Origin of the sequence: Janthinobacterium sp. Mn2066, assembly GCF_049319705.1 — a bacterium.
Taxonomy (GTDB): Bacteria; Pseudomonadota; Gammaproteobacteria; order Burkholderiales; family Burkholderiaceae_D; genus Janthinobacterium.
The window spans coordinates 289,495-308,131 of record NZ_JBMOUF010000006.1 but is presented as its reverse complement, the minus strand read 5'-3'; the positions used below and the strand labels follow the sequence as shown (position 1 = coordinate 308,131).

Annotated in this window: 16 protein-coding genes and 1 riboswitch; of the genes, 5 read left to right on the top strand and 11 right to left on the bottom strand. The window is 61.2% G+C overall.

Annotated elements, in window-relative coordinates:
* Positions 1-5: 5 nt before the first annotated feature.
* A riboswitch (yybP-ykoY riboswitch) is annotated at positions 6-188 on the bottom strand.
* A 242-nt stretch (positions 189-430) separates the two neighbouring features.
* On the top strand, positions 431-2,713 hold the full coding sequence (locus ACL9RI_RS13985; protein WP_422727240.1) for a M1 family metallopeptidase: 2,283 nt from the start codon (positions 431-433) through the stop codon (positions 2,711-2,713).
* A gap of 12 nt (positions 2,714-2,725) precedes the next feature.
* Here the strand turns inward: ACL9RI_RS13985 and ACL9RI_RS13980 are convergent, their stop codons facing one another.
* Both ACL9RI_RS13980 and ACL9RI_RS13975 read right to left on the bottom strand, forming a co-directional pair.
* Positions 2,726-3,007 (bottom strand): helix-turn-helix domain-containing protein, encoded by a 282-nt coding sequence (locus ACL9RI_RS13980; RefSeq protein ID WP_422727146.1) that lies wholly within the window; start codon positions 3,005-3,007, stop codon positions 2,726-2,728.
* The gene (locus ACL9RI_RS13975) at positions 3,004-3,357 is read right to left on the bottom strand and encodes a type II toxin-antitoxin system RelE/ParE family toxin (protein WP_422727145.1); all 354 of its coding nucleotides are present in this window, start codon (positions 3,355-3,357) and stop codon (positions 3,004-3,006) included. The genes ACL9RI_RS13980 and ACL9RI_RS13975 overlap by 4 nt, the downstream gene beginning before the upstream one ends.
* A gap of 163 nt (positions 3,358-3,520) precedes the next feature.
* Between ACL9RI_RS13975 and ACL9RI_RS13970 the strand changes: the two genes are divergently transcribed.
* The 3 genes from ACL9RI_RS13970 (at position 3,521) to ACL9RI_RS13960 (ending at position 7,529) form a co-directional block, all read left to right on the top strand.
* Positions 3,521-5,380: a M1 family metallopeptidase gene (locus ACL9RI_RS13970; RefSeq protein ID WP_422727144.1), complete on the top strand. Its 1,860-nt coding sequence runs from the start codon at positions 3,521-3,523 to the stop codon at positions 5,378-5,380.
* A gap of 22 nt (positions 5,381-5,402) precedes the next feature.
* On the top strand, positions 5,403-7,049 hold the full coding sequence (locus ACL9RI_RS13965) for a serine hydrolase (protein WP_422727143.1): 1,647 nt from the start codon (positions 5,403-5,405) through the stop codon (positions 7,047-7,049).
* 285 nt (positions 7,050-7,334) lie between these two features.
* Positions 7,335-7,529, top strand: a complete 195-nt coding sequence (locus ACL9RI_RS13960) for a hypothetical protein (protein WP_422727142.1) — start codon at positions 7,335-7,337, stop codon at positions 7,527-7,529.
* Positions 7,530-7,842: 313 nt separating this feature from the next.
* Here ACL9RI_RS13960 and ACL9RI_RS13955 read toward each other — a convergent pair whose 3' ends face one another.
* Together ACL9RI_RS13955 and ACL9RI_RS13950 are read right to left on the bottom strand one after the other, a co-directional pair.
* Complete coding sequence (locus tag ACL9RI_RS13955; RefSeq protein WP_422727141.1) at positions 7,843-8,670, bottom strand: class I SAM-dependent methyltransferase; 828 nt, start codon at positions 8,668-8,670, stop codon at positions 7,843-7,845.
* Between the two features lie 77 nt (positions 8,671-8,747).
* The gene (locus tag ACL9RI_RS13950; RefSeq protein WP_422727140.1) at positions 8,748-9,416 is read right to left on the bottom strand and encodes a pyridoxamine 5'-phosphate oxidase family protein; all 669 of its coding nucleotides are present in this window, start codon (positions 9,414-9,416) and stop codon (positions 8,748-8,750) included.
* A 112-nt stretch (positions 9,417-9,528) separates the two neighbouring features.
* On the opposite strand from ACL9RI_RS13950, the gene ACL9RI_RS13945 reads away from it, so the two are divergent.
* On the top strand, positions 9,529-11,001 hold the full coding sequence (locus tag ACL9RI_RS13945; protein ID WP_422727139.1) for a PLP-dependent aminotransferase family protein: 1,473 nt from the start codon (positions 9,529-9,531) through the stop codon (positions 10,999-11,001).
* On the opposite strand, the gene ACL9RI_RS13940 is transcribed toward ACL9RI_RS13945, so the two are convergent.
* The 7 genes from ACL9RI_RS13940 to ACL9RI_RS13910 all read right to left on the bottom strand — a co-directional run bounded on the left by ACL9RI_RS13940 (position 10,992) and on the right by ACL9RI_RS13910 (position 18,624).
* Positions 10,992-11,771, bottom strand: a complete 780-nt coding sequence (locus ACL9RI_RS13940) for a spermidine synthase (protein WP_422727138.1) — start codon at positions 11,769-11,771, stop codon at positions 10,992-10,994. The genes ACL9RI_RS13945 and ACL9RI_RS13940 overlap by 10 nt on opposite strands.
* 59 nt (positions 11,772-11,830) lie before the next feature.
* Positions 11,831-12,337, bottom strand: coding sequence for an FxDxF family PEP-CTERM protein (locus ACL9RI_RS13935; RefSeq protein WP_422727137.1), 507 nt, complete (start codon positions 12,335-12,337; stop codon positions 11,831-11,833).
* Between the two features lie 227 nt (positions 12,338-12,564).
* Positions 12,565-13,905 (bottom strand): sensor histidine kinase, encoded by a 1,341-nt coding sequence (locus ACL9RI_RS13930; RefSeq protein ID WP_422727136.1) that lies wholly within the window; start codon positions 13,903-13,905, stop codon positions 12,565-12,567.
* A gap of 5 nt (positions 13,906-13,910) precedes the next feature.
* Positions 13,911-15,254 carry a sigma-54-dependent transcriptional regulator gene (locus ACL9RI_RS13925; RefSeq protein ID WP_422727135.1) on the bottom strand — a complete coding sequence of 448 codons (1,344 nt, stop codon included), beginning with the start codon at positions 15,252-15,254 and terminating at the stop codon, positions 13,911-13,913.
* Positions 15,255-15,303: 49 nt separating this feature from the next.
* Positions 15,304-16,539 carry an ABC transporter permease gene (locus ACL9RI_RS13920; protein WP_422727134.1) on the bottom strand — a complete coding sequence of 412 codons (1,236 nt, stop codon included), beginning with the start codon at positions 16,537-16,539 and terminating at the stop codon, positions 15,304-15,306.
* Positions 16,540-16,575: 36 nt separating this feature from the next.
* Complete coding sequence (locus tag ACL9RI_RS13915) at positions 16,576-17,886, bottom strand: ABC transporter permease (protein WP_422727133.1); 1,311 nt, start codon at positions 17,884-17,886, stop codon at positions 16,576-16,578.
* Positions 17,887-17,895: 9 nt separating this feature from the next.
* Entirely contained in the window at positions 17,896-18,624 is a 729-nt protein-coding gene (locus ACL9RI_RS13910; RefSeq protein ID WP_422727132.1) for an ABC transporter ATP-binding protein, read from the bottom strand.
* Between the last annotated feature and the right edge of the window lie 13 nt (positions 18,625-18,637).

Here is an 18,637-nt window from a genome sequence, read left to right as displayed (position 1 = left end):
ATTGCAAGAGGTACGTGGGCCGGACGAATTAACCAATGATCCACGGGCGACTCCGGCCCATGCGGCCGCCCTGGATCAATGGTCTCGTCAAGTTTTTCAACCACCTGCACCATGGCCTGCGGGCCAATTATGTTGATACAGGTTCCCGCGGCAGGACCGCAAGACGACTACTCCCCAATGTTCGAGGCGAATCATACGCCGATGGCCGCTTTCGCGCCAGTGCGGCAAGCGCCTGTTGTCAGCTGCCGACAACACAGAAAATGATCGTTTTGAAAACAGGCTGGACTTAAAATGGATCTTGTTTTTTCAACTATCCTATGGACTGTCCATGCGTTCTCCGGTGTCTTTTAACTTGCGCGCTCTGCTCCCTTGTCTGCTGTGGTTGACCGCTTTGCCCGGCCTGTGTGCCGGCGCCCCGCCGTTCGACGACATGTTTCGCCAGCTGGAAGAAATCCTGCCCACGCCGAACACCTATCGCACGGCGTCCGGTGCGCCCGGTCACGCCTACTGGCAGCAGCGTGCCGACTATGTGATCCACGCAACGCTCGATGAAAAGCGCCGCGCCATCACGGCCAGCGAAAAGATCACCTATCACAATCGCTCGCCCGACAGCCTGAATTACCTGTGGCTGCAGCTGGACCAGAATGGCATACGCAAGGATGCCGACCAGCGCCGTGTCCTGAGCGCGCCGTCGCGCCAGGCCTGGTTGAGTGGCAATGAGGATGAAGCGCTGAAGTTCGAGGATTTACGGGCGATCCACGCGGGCCGCGCATTCGATGGCGGCTTTAACTTGAGCGCCGTGACGTCGGATGCCGGCAAGCCCCTGCCTTACGTCATCAACCAGACCATGCTGCGCATCGATTTGCCGGTGGCGCTGGCGCCTGGCCAGAGTATCAGTTTTACTATCGCCTGGTCCTACAACATCAATGACCAGAAGGTGCTGGTCGAGCGTTCCGGCTACGAGCACTTCCCGGAGGAAGACAATACGATTTTCCAGATCGCACAGTGGTTCCCCCGCATGGCTGCCTACTATGACGCGGTGGGCTGGCAAAACAAGCAGTACCTGGGCACCGGTGAATTTGCGCTGGAATTTGGCGACTACGAACTGTACCTGACAGTGCCCGCCGACCATGTGGTGGCTGCCACGGGCGAGTTGCAGAACGCGTCCACGGTGCTGAGCGCAGTGCAGCGCGAACGCCTGGCAAAAGCGAAAAACAGCGCGACGCCGCTGCTGGTGATTACGCCGGAAGAAGCGCTGGCGGCTGAAAGAAGGCGCAGCACGGATACCAAAACCTGGCACTTCAAGGCGGTCAATGTGCGCGACGTGGCGTGGGCGTCCAGCCGTAAATTCATCTGGGATGCGCAGGGACTCGACAGCGGCGGCAAGCGCGTGATGGCCATGTCGTTTTATCCGAAAGAGGGCAATCCCTTGTGGCAGCAATACAGCACGCGCGCGGTGGTGCACGCCATCGAGCAGTACAACAAGTACAGTTTTGATTATCCCTATCCGAACGCGATTTCCGTCAACGGCGCGGTGGGCGGCATGGAGTATCCGATGATTTCGTTCAATGGCGGGCGTCCCGTGAAAGACAAGAAGACGGGCGCCGTCACGTATTCGAAGACGGCGAAATATGACTTGATCAGCGTGATCATCCATGAGGTGGGCCATAATTATTTCCCCATGGTGGTCAATTCCGATGAACGCCAGTGGGCCTGGATGGACGAGGGTATCAACTCGTTTTTGCAGTACCTGGCCGAGCAGGCCTGGGAAGAGGATTACCCGTCCTGGAATGGCGAACCGCGCAAGATCGTCGACACTATGCGCAGCCAGAATCAGGTGCCGATCATGACCAATCCCGAGTCGGTATTGCTGCTGCCGCAGAATGCCTACGACAAGCCGGCTACCGCCCTCAATATCCTGCGCGAAACCATCCTGGGACGCGAGCTGTTCGACTTCGCCTTCAAGGAATATGCGCGCCGCTGGAAGTTCAAGCGGCCGACACCCGCCGACTTTTTCCGCACCATGAAGGATGCGTCCGGCACCGACCTGGACTGGTTCTGGCGCGGCTGGTTTTATACGACCGACGCGGTCGATATCAGCATCGATGGCATCAGCGAATATGGCGTCAGCACGAAGGATCCCGAGATCGAAAAGGCGTGGAAAAAAGCGCAGAAGGCTGCCCAGCCCATCTCGATATCCAGCCAGCGCAACAAGCTGCTGCCGAAGAAAGTCGATAGCGACCCGGCACTCAAGGATTTCTATAACGAGCACGACGACTATACCGTCACCAACAAGGACCGCAACGCTTATCTGGAAGAGCGTGAGGGACTGGAACCGTGGGAGCGCCAGCTGCTGGAGCAGCGCGCCCAGGGCAAGCATCTCTACCTGGTCGATTTTTCCAACCTGGGCGGGCTGGTGATGCCGCTGATCCTGGAAATCACACTGGCCAGCGGCAAGAAGATCGTCGAGCGCGTACCGGCCGAAGTGTGGCGCTATAGCCCGAAAAAGATCAGCAAGGTGATTATCACCGATGAACCCATGGTGGGGCTGGTGCAGGACCCGTACTGGGAAACGGCCGACATCGACACCAGCAACAATGCCTGGCCGCGCAAAGTGACGCCATCGCGCCTGGAACTGTTCAAGCAGGACCGCGACAAGAATAATCTGATGAAGGATTTCAATACGCCGTTGAAGGGCGTGGAGGCCAAATAGGCGGTGAGATGCTTACGCTGCCAGCTCCAGTTGCAAGGCTACCCGCATGCCCGCTGCCGCCGCCATATTGACGAGGGTATCGATGGAGAAAAGGTTGATCTTGCCGCGCAAGAGATCGGAGATGCGCGGCTGGGTCACACCGAAAACCTTGGCAGCCTCTATTTGGGTCAAACCGCTGCGGGTGAGATGGTTTTTCAGCGCCATCATCAGTTCGGCACGCACATGCAGATTGGCGCTGGCATCTGGCGTGTCGGCGATAGCGTCCCAGATGCTGGAGAATTTTTCTTGGCTCATACGTTGAGCTCCTTCATTTTGAGTTCTTTTAATAAGTCCTTGTAGCGTGATTGAGCCAGATGAATATCCATCTGGCTGGTTCGCTGAGATTTTTTCTGGAAACAATGCAGGACATAGATTACATCCATAAATTTAGCCACATAGATGACGCGGAAGGCACCAGAGCTATCGCGAATACGAATTTCATTGGCGCCAGGGCCTATCGTTTTCATGGGTTTCCAGTCATCCGCATCTTGCCCATGCTGGATTTGATGTAGCTGGTAGCCTGCTTCATTTTTCGCGGGCTGTGGAAAGCCGCGCAGATCCGCAAGCGAGCTGCCTCTGAACACCACTGGTTTGGCGCCGTCCATGGTTGCAATATACAATATTTTATATATTTATGCAATCACGCGCACCAGCCCTCCAAAAATCCCGGGACGTGGATTTTTCCGCCAGCGTCGCGCCGGAAGTGCTATTCTGCGCGACGCCCGGCGTACACTTGCCGGTGCTTTCGCAATCATTCAAAAGACGACCATGCAAACTTTGACCTTCCTGCGCGCGCTGGGCTGTGCGCTACTGTGCCAGGCGACCCTGGCCGCGCACGCCGATCCTCTCAGCTATGCGCGCTACGACCAGGTACGCACGCGCGACCTGCAACTGGACCTGAAAGCCGACTTCAAGCAAAAGACCCTGTCCGGCTATGCCGAACTGTCGCTGAAGTGGATCGATCCGGCAGCCACTACCCTGGTGCTCGATACGCGCGACCTGGCGATCGCCAAGGTGCAGGTGCAGGACAAGCGCGGTGTTTGGCAGATGGCGCCGTATCAATTGGATAAGCTTGACCCGGAAAAGGGCCAGGCGCTGCGCATCACCACTACCGGCCAGCCTGAAAAAGTGCGCGTGTATTACCACACGGCGCCAGGCGCCATCGCGCTGCAGTGGCTCACGCCGCAGCAAACCATGTCGGGCAAGCTGCCTTTCATGTTCAGCCAGTCGCAAAGCATCAACGCCCGTTCGTGGGTGCCGTCGCAAGATACGCCAGCCGTGCGCTTCACCTACAGCGCGCGCATCGATGCGCCAGCGGGCATGCGCGTCGTGATGAGCGCCGAGAATGATGAAAAGGCGACCGGCAAGGGGGGCTGGAAGTTCAGGATGCCGCAGCCGATTCCTTCGTATCTGCTGGCGATCGCCATCGGCGAACTGGACGTACGCAAGCTGGGGCCCCGTTCGGCCGTGTATGCGGAACCGCCGCGCATCAAGGCGGCCGAATACGAGCTGGCCGATACGGAAAAAATGATCAAGGCGGCCGAGTCGCTGTATGGTCCGTATCGCTGGGGCCGTTACGACATGATCGTGCTGCCGCCATCGTTCCCTTACGGCGGCATGGAAAACCCGCGCCTGACCTTCCTCACGCCAACCATGATCGCGGGCGACCGCAGCCTGGTCGATCTGATCGCGCATGAACTGGCCCACTCGTGGTCGGGCAACCTGGTCACCAACGCTTCGTGGAAGCATATGTGGCTCAACGAAGGCTTCACCACCTACGTCACCACGCGCATCGTCGAGCAGCTGTACGGCAGCGAAGTGGCGCAGATGGGCGTGCAGGTGGACCAGGAAGAACTGGCCGCCGAAATCCGCGAACTGCCGGCCGCCAAAACAGCGCTGGTCTCGCGCGATGCGGACGCCAATCCATCGGAAACCTATACCGATGACGGCATCATTTATCCGAAGGGCGCCTGGTTCCTGGCCACCATGGAGCACCGCGCCGGCCGCGCCGTGTTCGATACCTTCCTGCGCGGCTGGTTCGACCAGCATGCTTTCCAGAGCGTGACGACCGACCAGTTTGTCGATTACCTGCGCAAGAATCTGCTGGCGCAGCATCCGGGCGTGATGCCGGAAGCCGAATTGAACGACTGGCTGTATGGCACCGGCATTCCGGCCAGCGCGCAGCATGTGGTCTCGCCGCGTTTGACCCTGCTGGACCAGCACCGTGACGCCTGGCTGAAAGGTGAACTGCCGACCAAAGAACTGGGCATGGACAAGTGGGTAGCCCTCGAATCGATGCACTTCCTGAACGATATCAACGGCAAGGCCAGCGCTGCGCAGATGCGCGAACTGGACCAGGTGTATGGCGTGGGCAAGAGCGGCAACAATGAAGTGGCGTACCGCTTCTACCTGGCGTCCGTGAACGCCGGCTATGACGTGCACGAGCCGCTGCAGGCATTCCTGCTGAGCGTGGGCCGCCAGAAGTTCGTCGTGCCCCTGTATGGCGCGCTGATGAAGACGCCGCAAGGCGATGCGTGGGCCAGGCAGGTGTACGCCAAGGCGCGTGAACGCTATCATCCTGTGACGCAGGAAAGCGTCGACAAACTGATGGCCGCGCAAGCACGTTGATCGATTCCAGGAGATTGAACTGATGAAGAATATGCATAAACTACAAGGTATTAGCGCCGCCATCGTGTTGGCGTTTTCCAGCGTCACCCTGCCGGCCATGGCCGCCGATACCGTGCCTGCCGTCGCTGGTACAGCAGCGGCAGTACCTGCCTTCGACCTGGACCAGGATGTCAACAGCGCCCTGAAAACTTTCGATGTGCCCGGCATCGCGATCGCCATCGTCAAGGATGGCAAGGTTATTACGGCCAAGGGTTTTGGCGTGCGCAAGCTGGGCGATCCGGCACCGGTCGACGCCAGGACCTTGTTCGAAGTGGCGTCCAACTCGAAGGGCTTTACGGCCGCTGCGCTGTCGATGCTGGTCGACGAAGGCAAGCTGGCCTGGGACGATCCGGTGACCAAGCATTTGCCCGGTTTCCAGATGTACGATTCCTACGTCACGGGCGCCATGACCATCCGCGACCTGCTGACGCACCGCAGCGGCCTGGGCCTGGGCGCCGGCGACTTGCTGTGGTGGCCGACCACCACCTTCAGCACCGATGAAATCATCGAAAAGCTGCGCTACATCCGCCCGGCCACGAGTTTCCGCAGCAGCTATGCCTACGACAATCTGCTGTACATCGTCGCCGGCAAGATCATCGCTGAAAAGACGGGCAAGACCTGGGGCGAGGCCGTGCATGAACGCATCCTCGCGCCGCTGGGCATGACCGGTACTACCACCAGCCTGGCGGAAAACGCGGGCAATCCCGACGTCGCCAACGCGCACAGCAAGATCAATGGCAAGATCGCCGCCGTCAAATCGATGCCGGTACCGAACGCCGTGGGCGCCGTCGGCATCAACACGAATGCGGAAGATATCGCCAAGTGGATGATGGTGCTGCTCGATGGCGGCAAGATCGCCGGCGTGAAAGACAAGGATGGCAAGGAAGCGCGCCTGTTCAGTGAAAAGCAGGGCCGCGAAATGTGGTCCGAGCAAACGCCGGTGAAAATCAGCGAGCCGAAACCGGCGCTGGCCGCGACCAAGCCGAACTTCAGCGCGTATGGCCTGGGCTTCCAACTGCGCGACTACAAGGGCATGAAAGTGGCCATGCATGGCGGCGCACTGCAAGGCTTTTATTCGCGCGTGGTGATGGTGCCGGAAGCGAAACTGGGCGTGGCGATCCTGACCAATGCCGAGAATGGCGGTTCGATGACGGCGCTGCAATGGCGCATCCTCGACCATTACCTGAATGCGGCGCCGTCCGACTGGATCAAGCTGGTGGCCAAGGTGGAGCAGGACCAGCACGAAGCCGAAGTCAAGAAGGTCGGCAATGCTTCGAGCGCGCGCGCCGCAAAATCGCAGCCTTCACTGCCGCTGGCGTCCTATGACGGCGAATACGAAGACGCCTGGTATGGCAAGGTCGTGATCAGGCATGAAGGCAAGAAGCAGATCCTCAGCTTCACGCGCACGCCGGACCTGACGGGCGAGCTGGAACACTTCCAGCACGATACCTTCATCGTGCGCTGGAAAGAGCGCAACTTCAACGCCGACGCCTATGTGACGTTCTCGCTGAACCCGGATGGCAGCATCGACCGCGTGAAGATGGCGCCTGTCTCGGCCGAGACGGATTTCAGCTATGACTTCCAGGATTTGAACCTGGTGCCGGTAAAAGCCAGGGAAGCGAAGAAATAAGCAGGGCGATACACGATGCATACAAGAACCGCAGCCTGGCCTGCGGTTTTTTTTCGTCCCTCGCCATCTAAATGCGCGTTGACTGGGCGATAAGCCATTTTTTATTTCATGAAAATATTTAACAAATAAACATTATCTTGTTTTCCTGTTTGCGTATTTAATAACTTTCCTTGGTGCTACTATTTCCATGCGCCGAACGTCTATCGATAGACGATTTCTGGTGGCTGGTTTGTCCGTCTTTCAATGGTTTTTATAACGACTCAACACTTTGGGAATGGAATAAAAATGATCAATGTAAAGAAAGCCGTCTTTGTCTTTTGCGCCGCCGTCGGTTTTGCTGGCGCCCTCAGTTCCACCGCCTATGCCCTGCCGACGCGCGAAACGTGTGAAGAAGCCCGCGATGCCTGTCTTAATGAAGGCGATCAGAATGGCTGCGCACTGGTGAAGCGCCTGTGCGGCGTGTATGGCATCCACGTATAAGGCAGCCAGGACAGCTAGCCCTGGTTTTTATAAGAACTGAACTCTTCGGGATTGGAATCGATATGCTGAATATGAAAAAGGCGTTCTTGTTGTTCGCTACCGCAGTCGGCCTGGCAGGCGCCCTGGGTACTGCGTATGCGCAGCCGACGCGTCTTGAATGCATGAAGGCATCAATCGCATGCACGGTGGACGATAATATGGACCAATGCTGGGTGGTATCGCGCTTTTGTGGCGTGTACGGCATTTTCGTGTAAGACAGCCGCTTGGGCAGAAGGACGGCGGCACGCCATATCGGCGTGCCGCCGTTCAGGCATTACGGTTTGACGAACTTCAGGGTCATGCGGTCGCTCTCGCCGATGGCAGTGTATTTGGCGCGGTCGGTGTCGTTGTTGGCATAGGTGGGCGGCAGTGCCCAGACGCCGCCCTGGTGCTCGGCATTGTCCTTGGGATTGGCGTTGATTTCCGACTTGGCGGCCAGCTTGAAGCCCGCGCTTTCGACCAGGCGTATCACATACGCTTCATGCATGTAGCCGGTGCTGGCCTGCGCATCCTGTACCTTGCTGGCGGGCAGGCGGTGCTCGACGACGCCGAACACGCCGCCCGGTTTCAGGCTGTCGTAGACTTCCTTGAACAGCGTTTTCATCCCGTCTTCGCCGATCGGTATCCAGTTATGGATATTGCGGAAGGTGAGCACCATGTCGGCCGTGCCCTTGGGGGCGATGCGGTAGGTGGTGGGCGGAGCGAAGGCGCCGATTTCCACCTTGCCGTAGGCGGCCGGATTGGCATCGAGCTTTTGCTGGAAACGGGCCGCGCTTTTGCGCGCGCCTTCGCTGGCCGACTGCGGGTCGCTGCCAGCGGCGATCAGCTTGCCATGGTCGTGCAGATACGGGCCCAGGATTTCCGTGTACCAGCCGCCGCCTGGCGCCAGTTCCACCACCGTCATGGTCGGCTTGATGCCGAAGAAGGCCAGCGTCTCGTAAGGGTGGCGGGCGCCATCGCGTGCTGCATTGGCCGGCGTGCGCGTGCTGCCGGCAATCGCCGCCTTCAGGGCTGCGTCGCCGCTATCGGCAGCCACTGCAGCGCCGCTGCCGCAGGCCAGCATGGCGGCCACTACCACGGCCAGGGATACTCGCTTGCTCATCGTGTGCTCCATATGTTGGGGAATCGGTTGGCGGCTATCGCCATCAATCCTGATCATCAGGCAAGCACGCGTGCGGGTCAAGCGGATTGTGTTGGCCACGCCGTGACATAGGCGGGCGCCTCGCTGGCGCACGGCACATCGGCGATGGGCTGGCCACGGCCGTGCGTGAAGGGCAGCTGTCCCACCCATACCATCTGCGCCAGGTCCGCCTCGTCATCTTGCGGGCCGCCGCTGCGCTGCTTGACGGCGCATTCATCGAGGGCGATGCGCAGCACCGTGGTGGCGGCATATTCCTTGTCGCTGCCGCCACGCACCTGCGCCTGGCGGCCCGGCGCCAGCTTGTCCATCAGCGCTTCCATGGCTGCATGCTGCAGGGCGATGTCATCGATTTTTTCAAATTGGCCATAGATCATCGCCGAACGGTAATTCATGGTGTGGTTGAAGGCGGAGCGGGCCAGCACCAGGCCGTCGAGATGGGTGACCGTCACGCAGGCGTCGCCACCGTCCAGCAGGCGCTTGAGCATGCGGCTGCCGTTTGAGCCATGGATGTACAGATGCCCGCCGATGCGCCAGCAGGCGGTCGGTATGCAATGGCTGCCGAGGCTATCGTGAAAGGCGATATGGCACAGGTAGGCATCGTCGAGGATGGCGTGCAGGATGGCCTGGTCGTAGCGGGCCAGTTCGGCCACGCGGCGCACGCGGGTGCGCAGACTGGGAGGAGAGGGGGCGATAGTGTGGTCGGTCATGGCGGCAGTCCTGTGGTTGAATGGCAGAGCGCGCACTATAATCGCTGGCTGGTTCTGAAAAAAGATCCAGAACCAGGTAATAATTTAGAGCCACGATGCAGAGGGAAGTGCCATGGACTACAGCCTGCTGTTCGCTACCTTCCAGCGTGGGCACCGCGAGCGGGGCTGGCCGCGCCAGCGCCTGTTGCACGAATGCCTGCGCACGGCCATCCGCACGGGCCAGCTGTCGCCCGGCATGCGCCTGGCGGCCACGCGCGTGCTGGCACAGGAACTGGGCCTGGCGCGCAATACGGTGCTGTATGCCTATGAACAGTTGGCCAGCGAAGGGTTTGTGGTGGCAGGCCGGAGCGGCACGGTCGTCGCTGGCAGCGCCGGCGTGGCTGTTTCATCCGCGGGAAGCAGTTTGCAAGGAGGCCTGTCGCGCCGCGCCACGCATTTGCGCGGGGTGGCCGGGCAGGATAGTAATGCATCGGTGGTGTTTCCGGCCGACGTGATGGGCGCGTTTGCACCGGGCGTGCCGGCGCTCGACGCCTTCCCTTTGATGCAATGGCGGCGCATGCTGGACCGGGCCTGGCGCGCCATCTCGCCGCGCCAGCTCAATTATGGCGACCCGGCCGGCGAACCGCAGCTGCGCGTGGCGATTGCCGAGCATTTGCGCGCCGCCCGCGGCGTGGTCTGCGATGCGGGCCAGGTGTTCATCACGGATGGCACGCAGAGCAGCCTGGAAGTGTGTCTGCGCGCGTTTGCCGACCAGGGCGACACCTTGTGGATCGAGCATCCCGGTTATGGCGGCGCGCTGGCGGCAGGGCGCGCGGCTGGCCTGGACGTGGTCGGCATCCCGGTCGACGCCGATGGCATGGCGTCCAGCGACAATGACTGGATCGCTACGCCGCCGCGCCTGATCTACACCACGCCCTCGCATCAATATCCGACCGGCAGCGTACTGAGTCCGGCGCGCCGCATGGTCCTGCTCGAACGCGCGCGCGCGGCCGGCGCGCTGATCCTGGAAGATGATTACGACAGCGAATTTCGCCATGGCGGGCCACCGTTGGCAGCCATGCAGGGCCTGGTGAACGATGCGCCGGTGGTGTATCTGGGCACCTTCAGCAAGACCATGTTCCCCGCGCTGCGGATCGCCTTCATCGTGGTGCCGGCGATGCTGGCCACGGTGTTTGCACAGATGCAGGCGCAGTGCGCCGTGCGCGGTCGCGCAGCAGAGCAGCTGGCGCTGGCCGACTTCCTGCGCAGCGGCCTGTTTGCGCGCCATGTGCGGCGCATGCGCCGCTTATATCAGCAGCGCCGCGATGCCTTGTCAGAGGCGTTGCTGTGCCATGCATGTGCAGGCGCCAGCGTGCATGGCGGCGCGGCTGGCATGCACCTGGCGCTGCGCTTTGACGACCCCGCATGCGATGACCTTGCGCTGAGCCGGCGCGCCGCGCGGGCCGGCATCGTGGCGCTCGCGCTGGGCGCCCACGCCACGGCAGAACGTCCCGGCTGGAACGGTTTTCTGCTTGGCTATTCGCAGGTACCGGCCGAGAACATGGACGGACTGGCACGCCAGCTGGGGGCCTTGATTTACTGCTGATCCAGCATCCACTGCTTCAAGCCGTTGACCCAGTTCTTGGCGGGCAGGTTGTACTGTTTCTTGATGGCCGCGGCGCGTTCGTACAGCTCGCTGAAATCGAGCGAGGGCGATTTCTTGAAGGCCAGCACGACGATGTTTTCATCCTGCAGTTCAGGCACCCAGACGACGGCGTCGAATACCAGCTCCATCGCCTGCAGATTCTTGTCGTAGCGATCGAAGTCGCCAAACACATTGGTGGTCATGATGCCGTCGTCAGTCAGGCAGTCGAAGCAGGCCTGATAAAACTCGGGCGTGTCGAGCACGGGGCCGCGTGCTTCCTCATCGTACAAATCCACTTGCAGCACATCGACCGTGCCGTGATTGCCTGTGTCGAGCACGAAGTCGAGCGCATTCATTTCACGCACGTCGAGGCGCGCGTCATTCGGCGGCAGCGCGAACTGGGCGCCGCAGATGGCGATGATGTTGGGATTGAGTTCGGCCACTGCCACGCTGGCATCAGGAAAGCGGCGGTAGCTGAACTTGGTCAGCGCGGCGCTGCCCAGGCCCAGCTGCACGATGCGTTTGGGCTGCGTCTTGAACAGCATCCACATCATCATCATCTGCACGTATTCGAGCTCGATGGCGTCGGGTTTGTCGATGCGCATGGCGCCCTGCACCCACTTGGTTCCCAGGTGCAGGTAGCGGATGCCGCGGTGTTCGGTGATGGTGGCGGGCGGGTGGTCCGGATGGCTGAAAGCGGTATTGCTGTTGTTGGTGAAGTCGGTATGCATGGCGCCAGTGTAGCAGCCCGCAAAAAAAAGACGCCGCAGCGTCTTTTCCTCGGTAGGCCTCAGCTGCGGCGCCGGCGCACCGCATAGCCGATCAGGCCCAGCCCGGCCAACAGCATGCCGTAGGTTGCCGGTTCCGGCACGGCCACGATGTTGAAGTTGCCGCCATAGCTGGCAATCCCGCGCGAGATGCCGGTAATGGTCAGCACCAGCGGTGCGGTCGTGGCCAGGTCGCCGATCGACGCGGCGCCGGAAAAAGTCGTGCCGCCGCCATTGGTGGTATACAGCTGCAGCGCCACCCCATTCAGGGTCGCCGACAGGAATTCGATGAATTGGTTGCGGTTCACGCTGACATTGACGAAGCCGCCATTGACGAGAAAGTCGCCGGTCGCCGGGCCAAAGGTAAAGGTGTCGATAAAACTGTCGGCGACATGGTCTGCGCCAAAATGGGCAGTCCACTGGGGTGCGCTGCCCGCCAGCGTGACGTCGACAGTCTTGTTGTCGGCGGCATACACGCCGCCAGCCGACACGGCAAGCACGGCTGCCAGTATCAGTGATTGTAGTTTCATGTTTGCCCCGCAAAGATAGTTTCGATAAGTGGCGAGTTCAGCTGGAAGCACGCCTGCGATTACCTTATCGGCAAGACTTTTTATTGTCAATAATGTATTTATAAATCGAAACAGATGAGTAAATAGCTTATTGCTAACTACGGGGCGGAGCTTCGCAGATTATTTCCGACAGGAATTCAAATGATGTATTTTTAATACAAATAAATATTTTAAAAGCAATCAAATCGCTAATTGTTTCCTTCGCCTACAGGCAGGATCATGGCCACGGCCAGGCCGCCGCCGTCGCGGTTGGACAGGGTGATGCGGCCGCCATGGGCTTCGGCGATTTCGCGCGCCAGCGCCAGGCCCAGGCCGGTGCCGCTGCGTTTTGTGGAGTAAAAGGGCACCAGCGCGTTTTCCAGCACGGCGGCACTCATGCCGGGGCCACGGTCGCGCACTTCGATGCGCAACTGCCCCAGGGCCTGGCTGACGTGCAGGCTGATGTACTGTGGCCGGGAACCCGATTCGCGCGCGTTCTTGAGCAGGTTGAGCAGCGCTTGCTGCATCTGCGCCGCATCGAAAATGGCTGGCTGCGCGGGCGGCTGGCCATCGAGCGTGAATGGAATCTGCGAGGCCAGCGTATCGAGAAACGCTGGCCAGTCGCAGCTGCCCAGGCGCGGCGTGGGCAGCTTGGCAAAGCTGGCGTAGCCAAGGATGAAGCTTTCCAGGTGCCGCGTGCGCTCTTCGATCGTGGCCAGGATTTGCGGCAACCGTTCGGTCTGGCCACGCCGTACCAGCTCAGCGCCGGAATGGGCCAGCGAAGCCAGCGGCGCCAGCGAATTGTTCAATTCATGGCTGATCACACGGATGACTTTTTTCCAGGTTTGCACTTCCTGGCGGCGCAGTTCATGCGTCAGCTGGCGCAGCAGCAGCAGTTCGTGCTTGCGGCCATTCAGGCTGAAGCGGCGCCGCGCCAGGTGATACACCTCTTCCTCTTCCCCTTCACCGCTGGCAAACAGGCCGTCGTGGCCGCGCGCCAGTGCATCGGCCAGCGCCGGCGAGGATTGCTGCACGATGTCTGCCAGCCGCTGCCCCTCCAGGCGGCGGCCCTGGTGCAGCAACTGGCGCGCAGCCAGGTTGGCATACACGATGGCGCTGCCTTCTGCCACCAGCAGCATGGCGACCGGCGTATTTTGGACCATGGTGTCGAGCAGCAGTTCGCGCTGCACCAGGTCCAGGCGCTGCTTGCGCAGCACGTCGCCCAGCGTGTTATGGGCGTCGACCAGGTCGGCCAGTTCATCGTTTTGCGGCCAGCGCAGGCTGAAGGCGAAGTCGCCGTCCTGGTAGCTGGCGACCGTGCCGCTCAAGGCGCGAAACAGCGACAGCATCGCTTGCAGCTGGACGCGGATGGTGATGATGGCGATCGGCACCACGCACAGCAGGGACAGGCCCATCACCAGCCATGGCTGGCCGGGGAAAAAATGCGACAGCAGCAGGGCGATGCCCATGCCGAGCACCATCAGGGTAGCGATCAGCGCCGTCCAGCGCGTCAGCAAGGACAGGCGCAGGGGCGGCGGTGGCTTGGGCATGGTCATCAGGCGCGATCGATGCCCAGGCGCTCCATGCGCCGGTACAGCGCCTGGCGCGACAGGCCCAGTTCCTGCGCCGCCTGGGTTACCACGCCCTGGGCGCGCTCCAGCGCTGCGATGACGCTGGCGCGGTCAGGTTCAGCGACCGCTGCGTCGCCGTCGGCCTTGGCGCGCAGCAAAGGCAAGCCCAGTTCTTCGGCGTGGATCAACGGGCCAGGCGTCAGCAGGCTGGCGCGCTGCATGACGTTTTTCAATTCGCGCACATTGCCTGGCCAGCCGTAGGCCATCAGGCTCGCCTGCGCCTGCGCGTCCAGGCTCTTGCCGGTCCCCAGGAAATGCCGCGCCAGCACCAGGATGTCGGCCGGACGCTCGACCAGCGGCGGCAGGCGCAGTTCAATCACATTCAGGCGGTAGAACAGATCTTCGCGGAAGGTGCCGGCGCGTATCATGGCTGGCAAATCCGCATTGCTGGCGCTGATCACGCGCACTTTCACATGCCGTTCGCGGTTGGAACCGAGCCGCTCGAAGCGGCCCGTCTCCAGCACCCGCAACAGTTTCATTTGCCCGGCCAGCGGCAAATTGCCTATCTCGTCGAGAAACAGGGTGCCGCCGTCGGCCGCGTCGAATTTGCCGTCGCGCGCGCGGGTCGATCCCGTGTAGGCGCCCGCTTCGGCGCCAAACAGTTCCGCCTCGATCAGGTCGACCGGCACGGCGCCGCAATTGAGCACCACGAAAGGGCCGTCGCGGACTGCCGAATTGGCTTGCACGATGGCGGCGATACGTTCCTTGCCGCTGCCATTCGGACCGCTGATCAGCACGGACACGTCGGCGCGCGCCACCTGGCAGGCCAGGTGCACCACGCGTTCGGTGGCCGGGTCCTGCCATACCATCCCGCACAAATCGAAGGACGCTTCCAGCGTGTGCCGCTGGCGCTGCTCCTGCACCAGGCGGCTGCGCAGCGCCTGATTCGCCTGGCCCAGTTCCAGCAGGTTTTGCACCGAGGCGATCAGGCGCCGGTCATCCCATGGCTTGGCCAGGTAATCGGCCGCGCCGGACTTGATCAGGTCGACGGCGGCGTCGAGCTGGGTCCAGGCGGTCAACAGGATGACGGGCAGGTCCGGATGGCGTGCGCGGATCGCGTGAAACAGCGCCACGCCTTCTTCGCCCGAGGTGGTGTCGGCCGTGAAGTTCATGTCCTGGATCACCAGGTCGATCGCGTGGCCCTGCAGCAGCGCCAGGCCTTCTTCGGGCGAAGCGGCGCGCAGGGAGTCGATCTCATGCAGCGAGAACAGCACGTCGAGCGCGATGGCCACGGCGGCATTGTCGTCAATAATCAGTACGGTAGGCATGCGCGCAGCATAGCATTGTCACGAAAGATGTAAATGCCGATGTCAATGCTCATGTGCTGCGCGTGGCGGTCGCCGGCGAAATGCTGGCCGCGCGCCAGGCAGGACCATACACGGCGCCCAAGCCCAGTAGCCAGAACACCAGTGCGCCGCCGAGCAGATACGGCAGCGGCAGGCGGGCCATCTCCAGTTGGCTCACCAGCAGCTGGTTCAGCGCCAGTGCCAGCAGTACGCCAGCGGCCACGCCCAGGCTGGTGATCATGAAATTCTCCGTCAGGAAGTAGCGCAGGATATCGATGCGGCGCGCCCCGAGGGCACGCCGTACGCCGATCTGTTTGCGCCGCTGCGTGACCCACAGGCTGGCGATGCCGACAATACCGCTGGCTGTGATCAGCAACAGCAGCGCCGAGACCGTGATCAGCATCCAGGACAGGGCGCGGTCGGCACGGTAGCGTGTATCGCGATCCGTATCGAGGGTGCGTATGCGTACAACCAGCTTGTCCGACGTGGCGGCGCGCACGGCCTGCTCTGCTTCTTTCATCACACGCTCGCGCTGGCTCGGCTCGGTACGGATGGTCAGCAAAGTGTTGCCGTCGCCGGACAGGCGAACCGGATAGATGACCGAGAATTCGCCGCGTTCACCAAGTTCTGCGCCCTGGGTCTGCAACTGATTGATGACGCCCACGACCTGCAACTGTTGCGCACTTTCTCCCGTTCCCAGGAACAGCGGCATGCCCAGCGCGCTGCCGCCGGCTGGCTTGATCTTGTTGGCCAGGGCTTGCGTGATGATAATTTGAGACGGAAATTCGTCCGTGACGTTCTGGTCGATATCGACGATTTCGGCAGGATTGAAATCGCGCCCTTCGATCAATTGCAGGCCCCAGGTCTTGATCAGGGAATCAGGCGAGGCGTAGACGGCGGCATTGGCGGAACTGTTTTTCTGCGTGCGGTTCTCGGAAAAGCCGCTGGTGCTGCCCGAGCGCGACAGCGGTACCTGACTGACCTGCGCCACGGAGACTACGCCGGGCACTGCACGCACGGCGGCAGCCAGGCGTTTTTGCAGCGCGATTTCCTCATTGTGCTCTGGCGTACGCAAGGTACGTGCCAACAGGTGAAAGACTTCACCTTCGGCCACCACGCCGCTGGGCCGGGCCGCCACTTCCTGGCGCACGTTGACGATATGCAGGGCGTTGGCCAGGATGGCCAGGCTTAGCGCTACCTGCACGGCAACCAGGATGGCGCCGGTTTTGCTGCGCATTAGCGCAGACAGGATGGGTCGGATTTCCATGATGGTCCTATTTCTATTCGTATGCGGTGAACTGATTTACTGCGACTTGAGCTGAATGGCTGGCGTCACCTGGCAGGCGCGCCAGGTCGGCAGCAGGCCGGCCAGGATGGCGGCGGCGACCGAGATGACAAAGGTCATCGTCAGCATTATCCAGTCCATATGGGCGGCGACGGTCAGTTGTTTCGATTGCATGCCGATCAAGGCCAGCGCACCAAAGGCCAGCAGCAGACCCAGCACGCCGCCGACCAGGCCGATGACGGTGGTCTCGATCAGGAACTGGCGGAAGATGTCGGCACGCGAGGCGCCCAGCGCACGGCGTATGCCCACTTCGGAGGCGCGTACCGAGAATTTTGCCAGCAGCAGGCCGATGGTATTGACCAGGCACAGAGCCAGGAAGCCGAAGGCCAGCCAGGCTGACAGCTTGTTGTCGTTGCCGACCACGCGCAGGTGTTCCATCCATTCGCTGATGCTGAACAGCTGGTTGGGTGCATTGCGTTTCAAACGTCCCAGCTTGCGCTGTTCCTGTGCGTAGCTGTCAAGGTAGTTTTGCAGTTCACCGCGCTGGCCATCGCTGGCCATTTCGAACCAGAATTGTAGCCAGGTGCATTCCGAATCGAGCGTGCCCTGAAAGCCCGGTTCGCGATTGCCAGAGCAGCTCATGTTGCCGTCTACGCCTTGCTGGTGCCGAATCGCGCTGGTAAAGGGAATGAAGTAACTATCTTCGCTGCCGAAGGCGCTGCTGCCGACGATGCGGTGGATACGCGGCACGGGCTCCCAGGTATCAAGCACGCCCGTAATCTGGAACTGGCCGCCCATCAGCGACATGCGCTGGCCGACGGGATTGGCGTCGCCATACAGTTTTTGCGCCAGCTTGCGCGACAGGACGATCACGTCGGCGCCGGCGGTGTCGTCGGCCTCACTCCATGGCTGGCCATACAGGAAGGGCGTCTCGAACATGGGGAAAAAGTCGCGATAAGCGGCAAGGCCTTGCGAACCGAATGGCCCCAGATCCTTGTTTTGCGGTTCGATCGTGCCACCCACGCCGTACATGGCGCTGCGCCGTTCGCCCATTTTGCTGTTCTGGAAGTTGACAGCATCGCGGTAGCTGAGCTGGTTGTCACGGGTTTTGTCGCCTGGCGTATAGCCAGAGAGCGGGCCGTTATCAACCAGCGGCACAAACATGCGTCCATTCTTGTCCGGCAGAGGGTTGCTAGACATGACGTGCAGGATGGTGAGGGTGGAAACGCTGGCAGCTACACCGATGGCCAGGGTCAGCACCATCAGTGCTGTCAGGGCCGGATTGCGGCGCAGGCTGCGCAAGCCCAGCATGAAGTAATAACGCAACATGGGCTATCCTCAGGCGGTGGCGGCATTGCTGCCAGCCTTGTGTTGTCCTGCCACCAGCGATGGTCCCTTGTGCACCAGGTCGGACACCTGGCCATCGATGATATGCACGTTGCGCGGGCTGCGCAGCGCCAGTTCCGGATCATGGGTGACCATCAGGATGGTGGTGCCCTGCGCATTGATTTCTTCCAGCAGTTCCATCACGCCGCGCGCCATTTGCGTATCGAGGTTACCGGTCGGTTCATCGGCCAGCAGCAGCTTGGGCGAGCCGGCCAGCGCACGGGCGATCGCCACGCGCTGCTGCTGTCCGCCCGACAGTTCGGCCGGATAATGCTTCATGCGCGAGGCCAGGCCCACCTTGGCCAGTGCGTCTTCGATGCGTTCGCGCCGTTCGGCGCTGTTGAAGCCCCGGTAGCGCAGCGGCACGTCGACATTGTCGAACAGGGACAGATCGGGAATCAGGTTGAAGCCCTGGAAGATGAAGCCCAGTTTTTCATTGCGCAGGCGCGAACGGGCATTGTCGTTCATGCCTTTCACGTTGACGCCGTCGAGGATGTAATCGCCATCGGTGAATTCTTCCAGCAGGCCGGCGATATTCAGGAAACTGGTCTTGCCGGAACCGGATGGCCCCGTGACGGTGACGAATTCGCCTTGCTTGACGTGGATTTCGAAACCGCGCAGCGCGTGCGTTTCGATCATGTGGGTGCGGTAGACTTTGCTCAGATTTTGCATGCGCAGCATGGCGGGCCTCTTG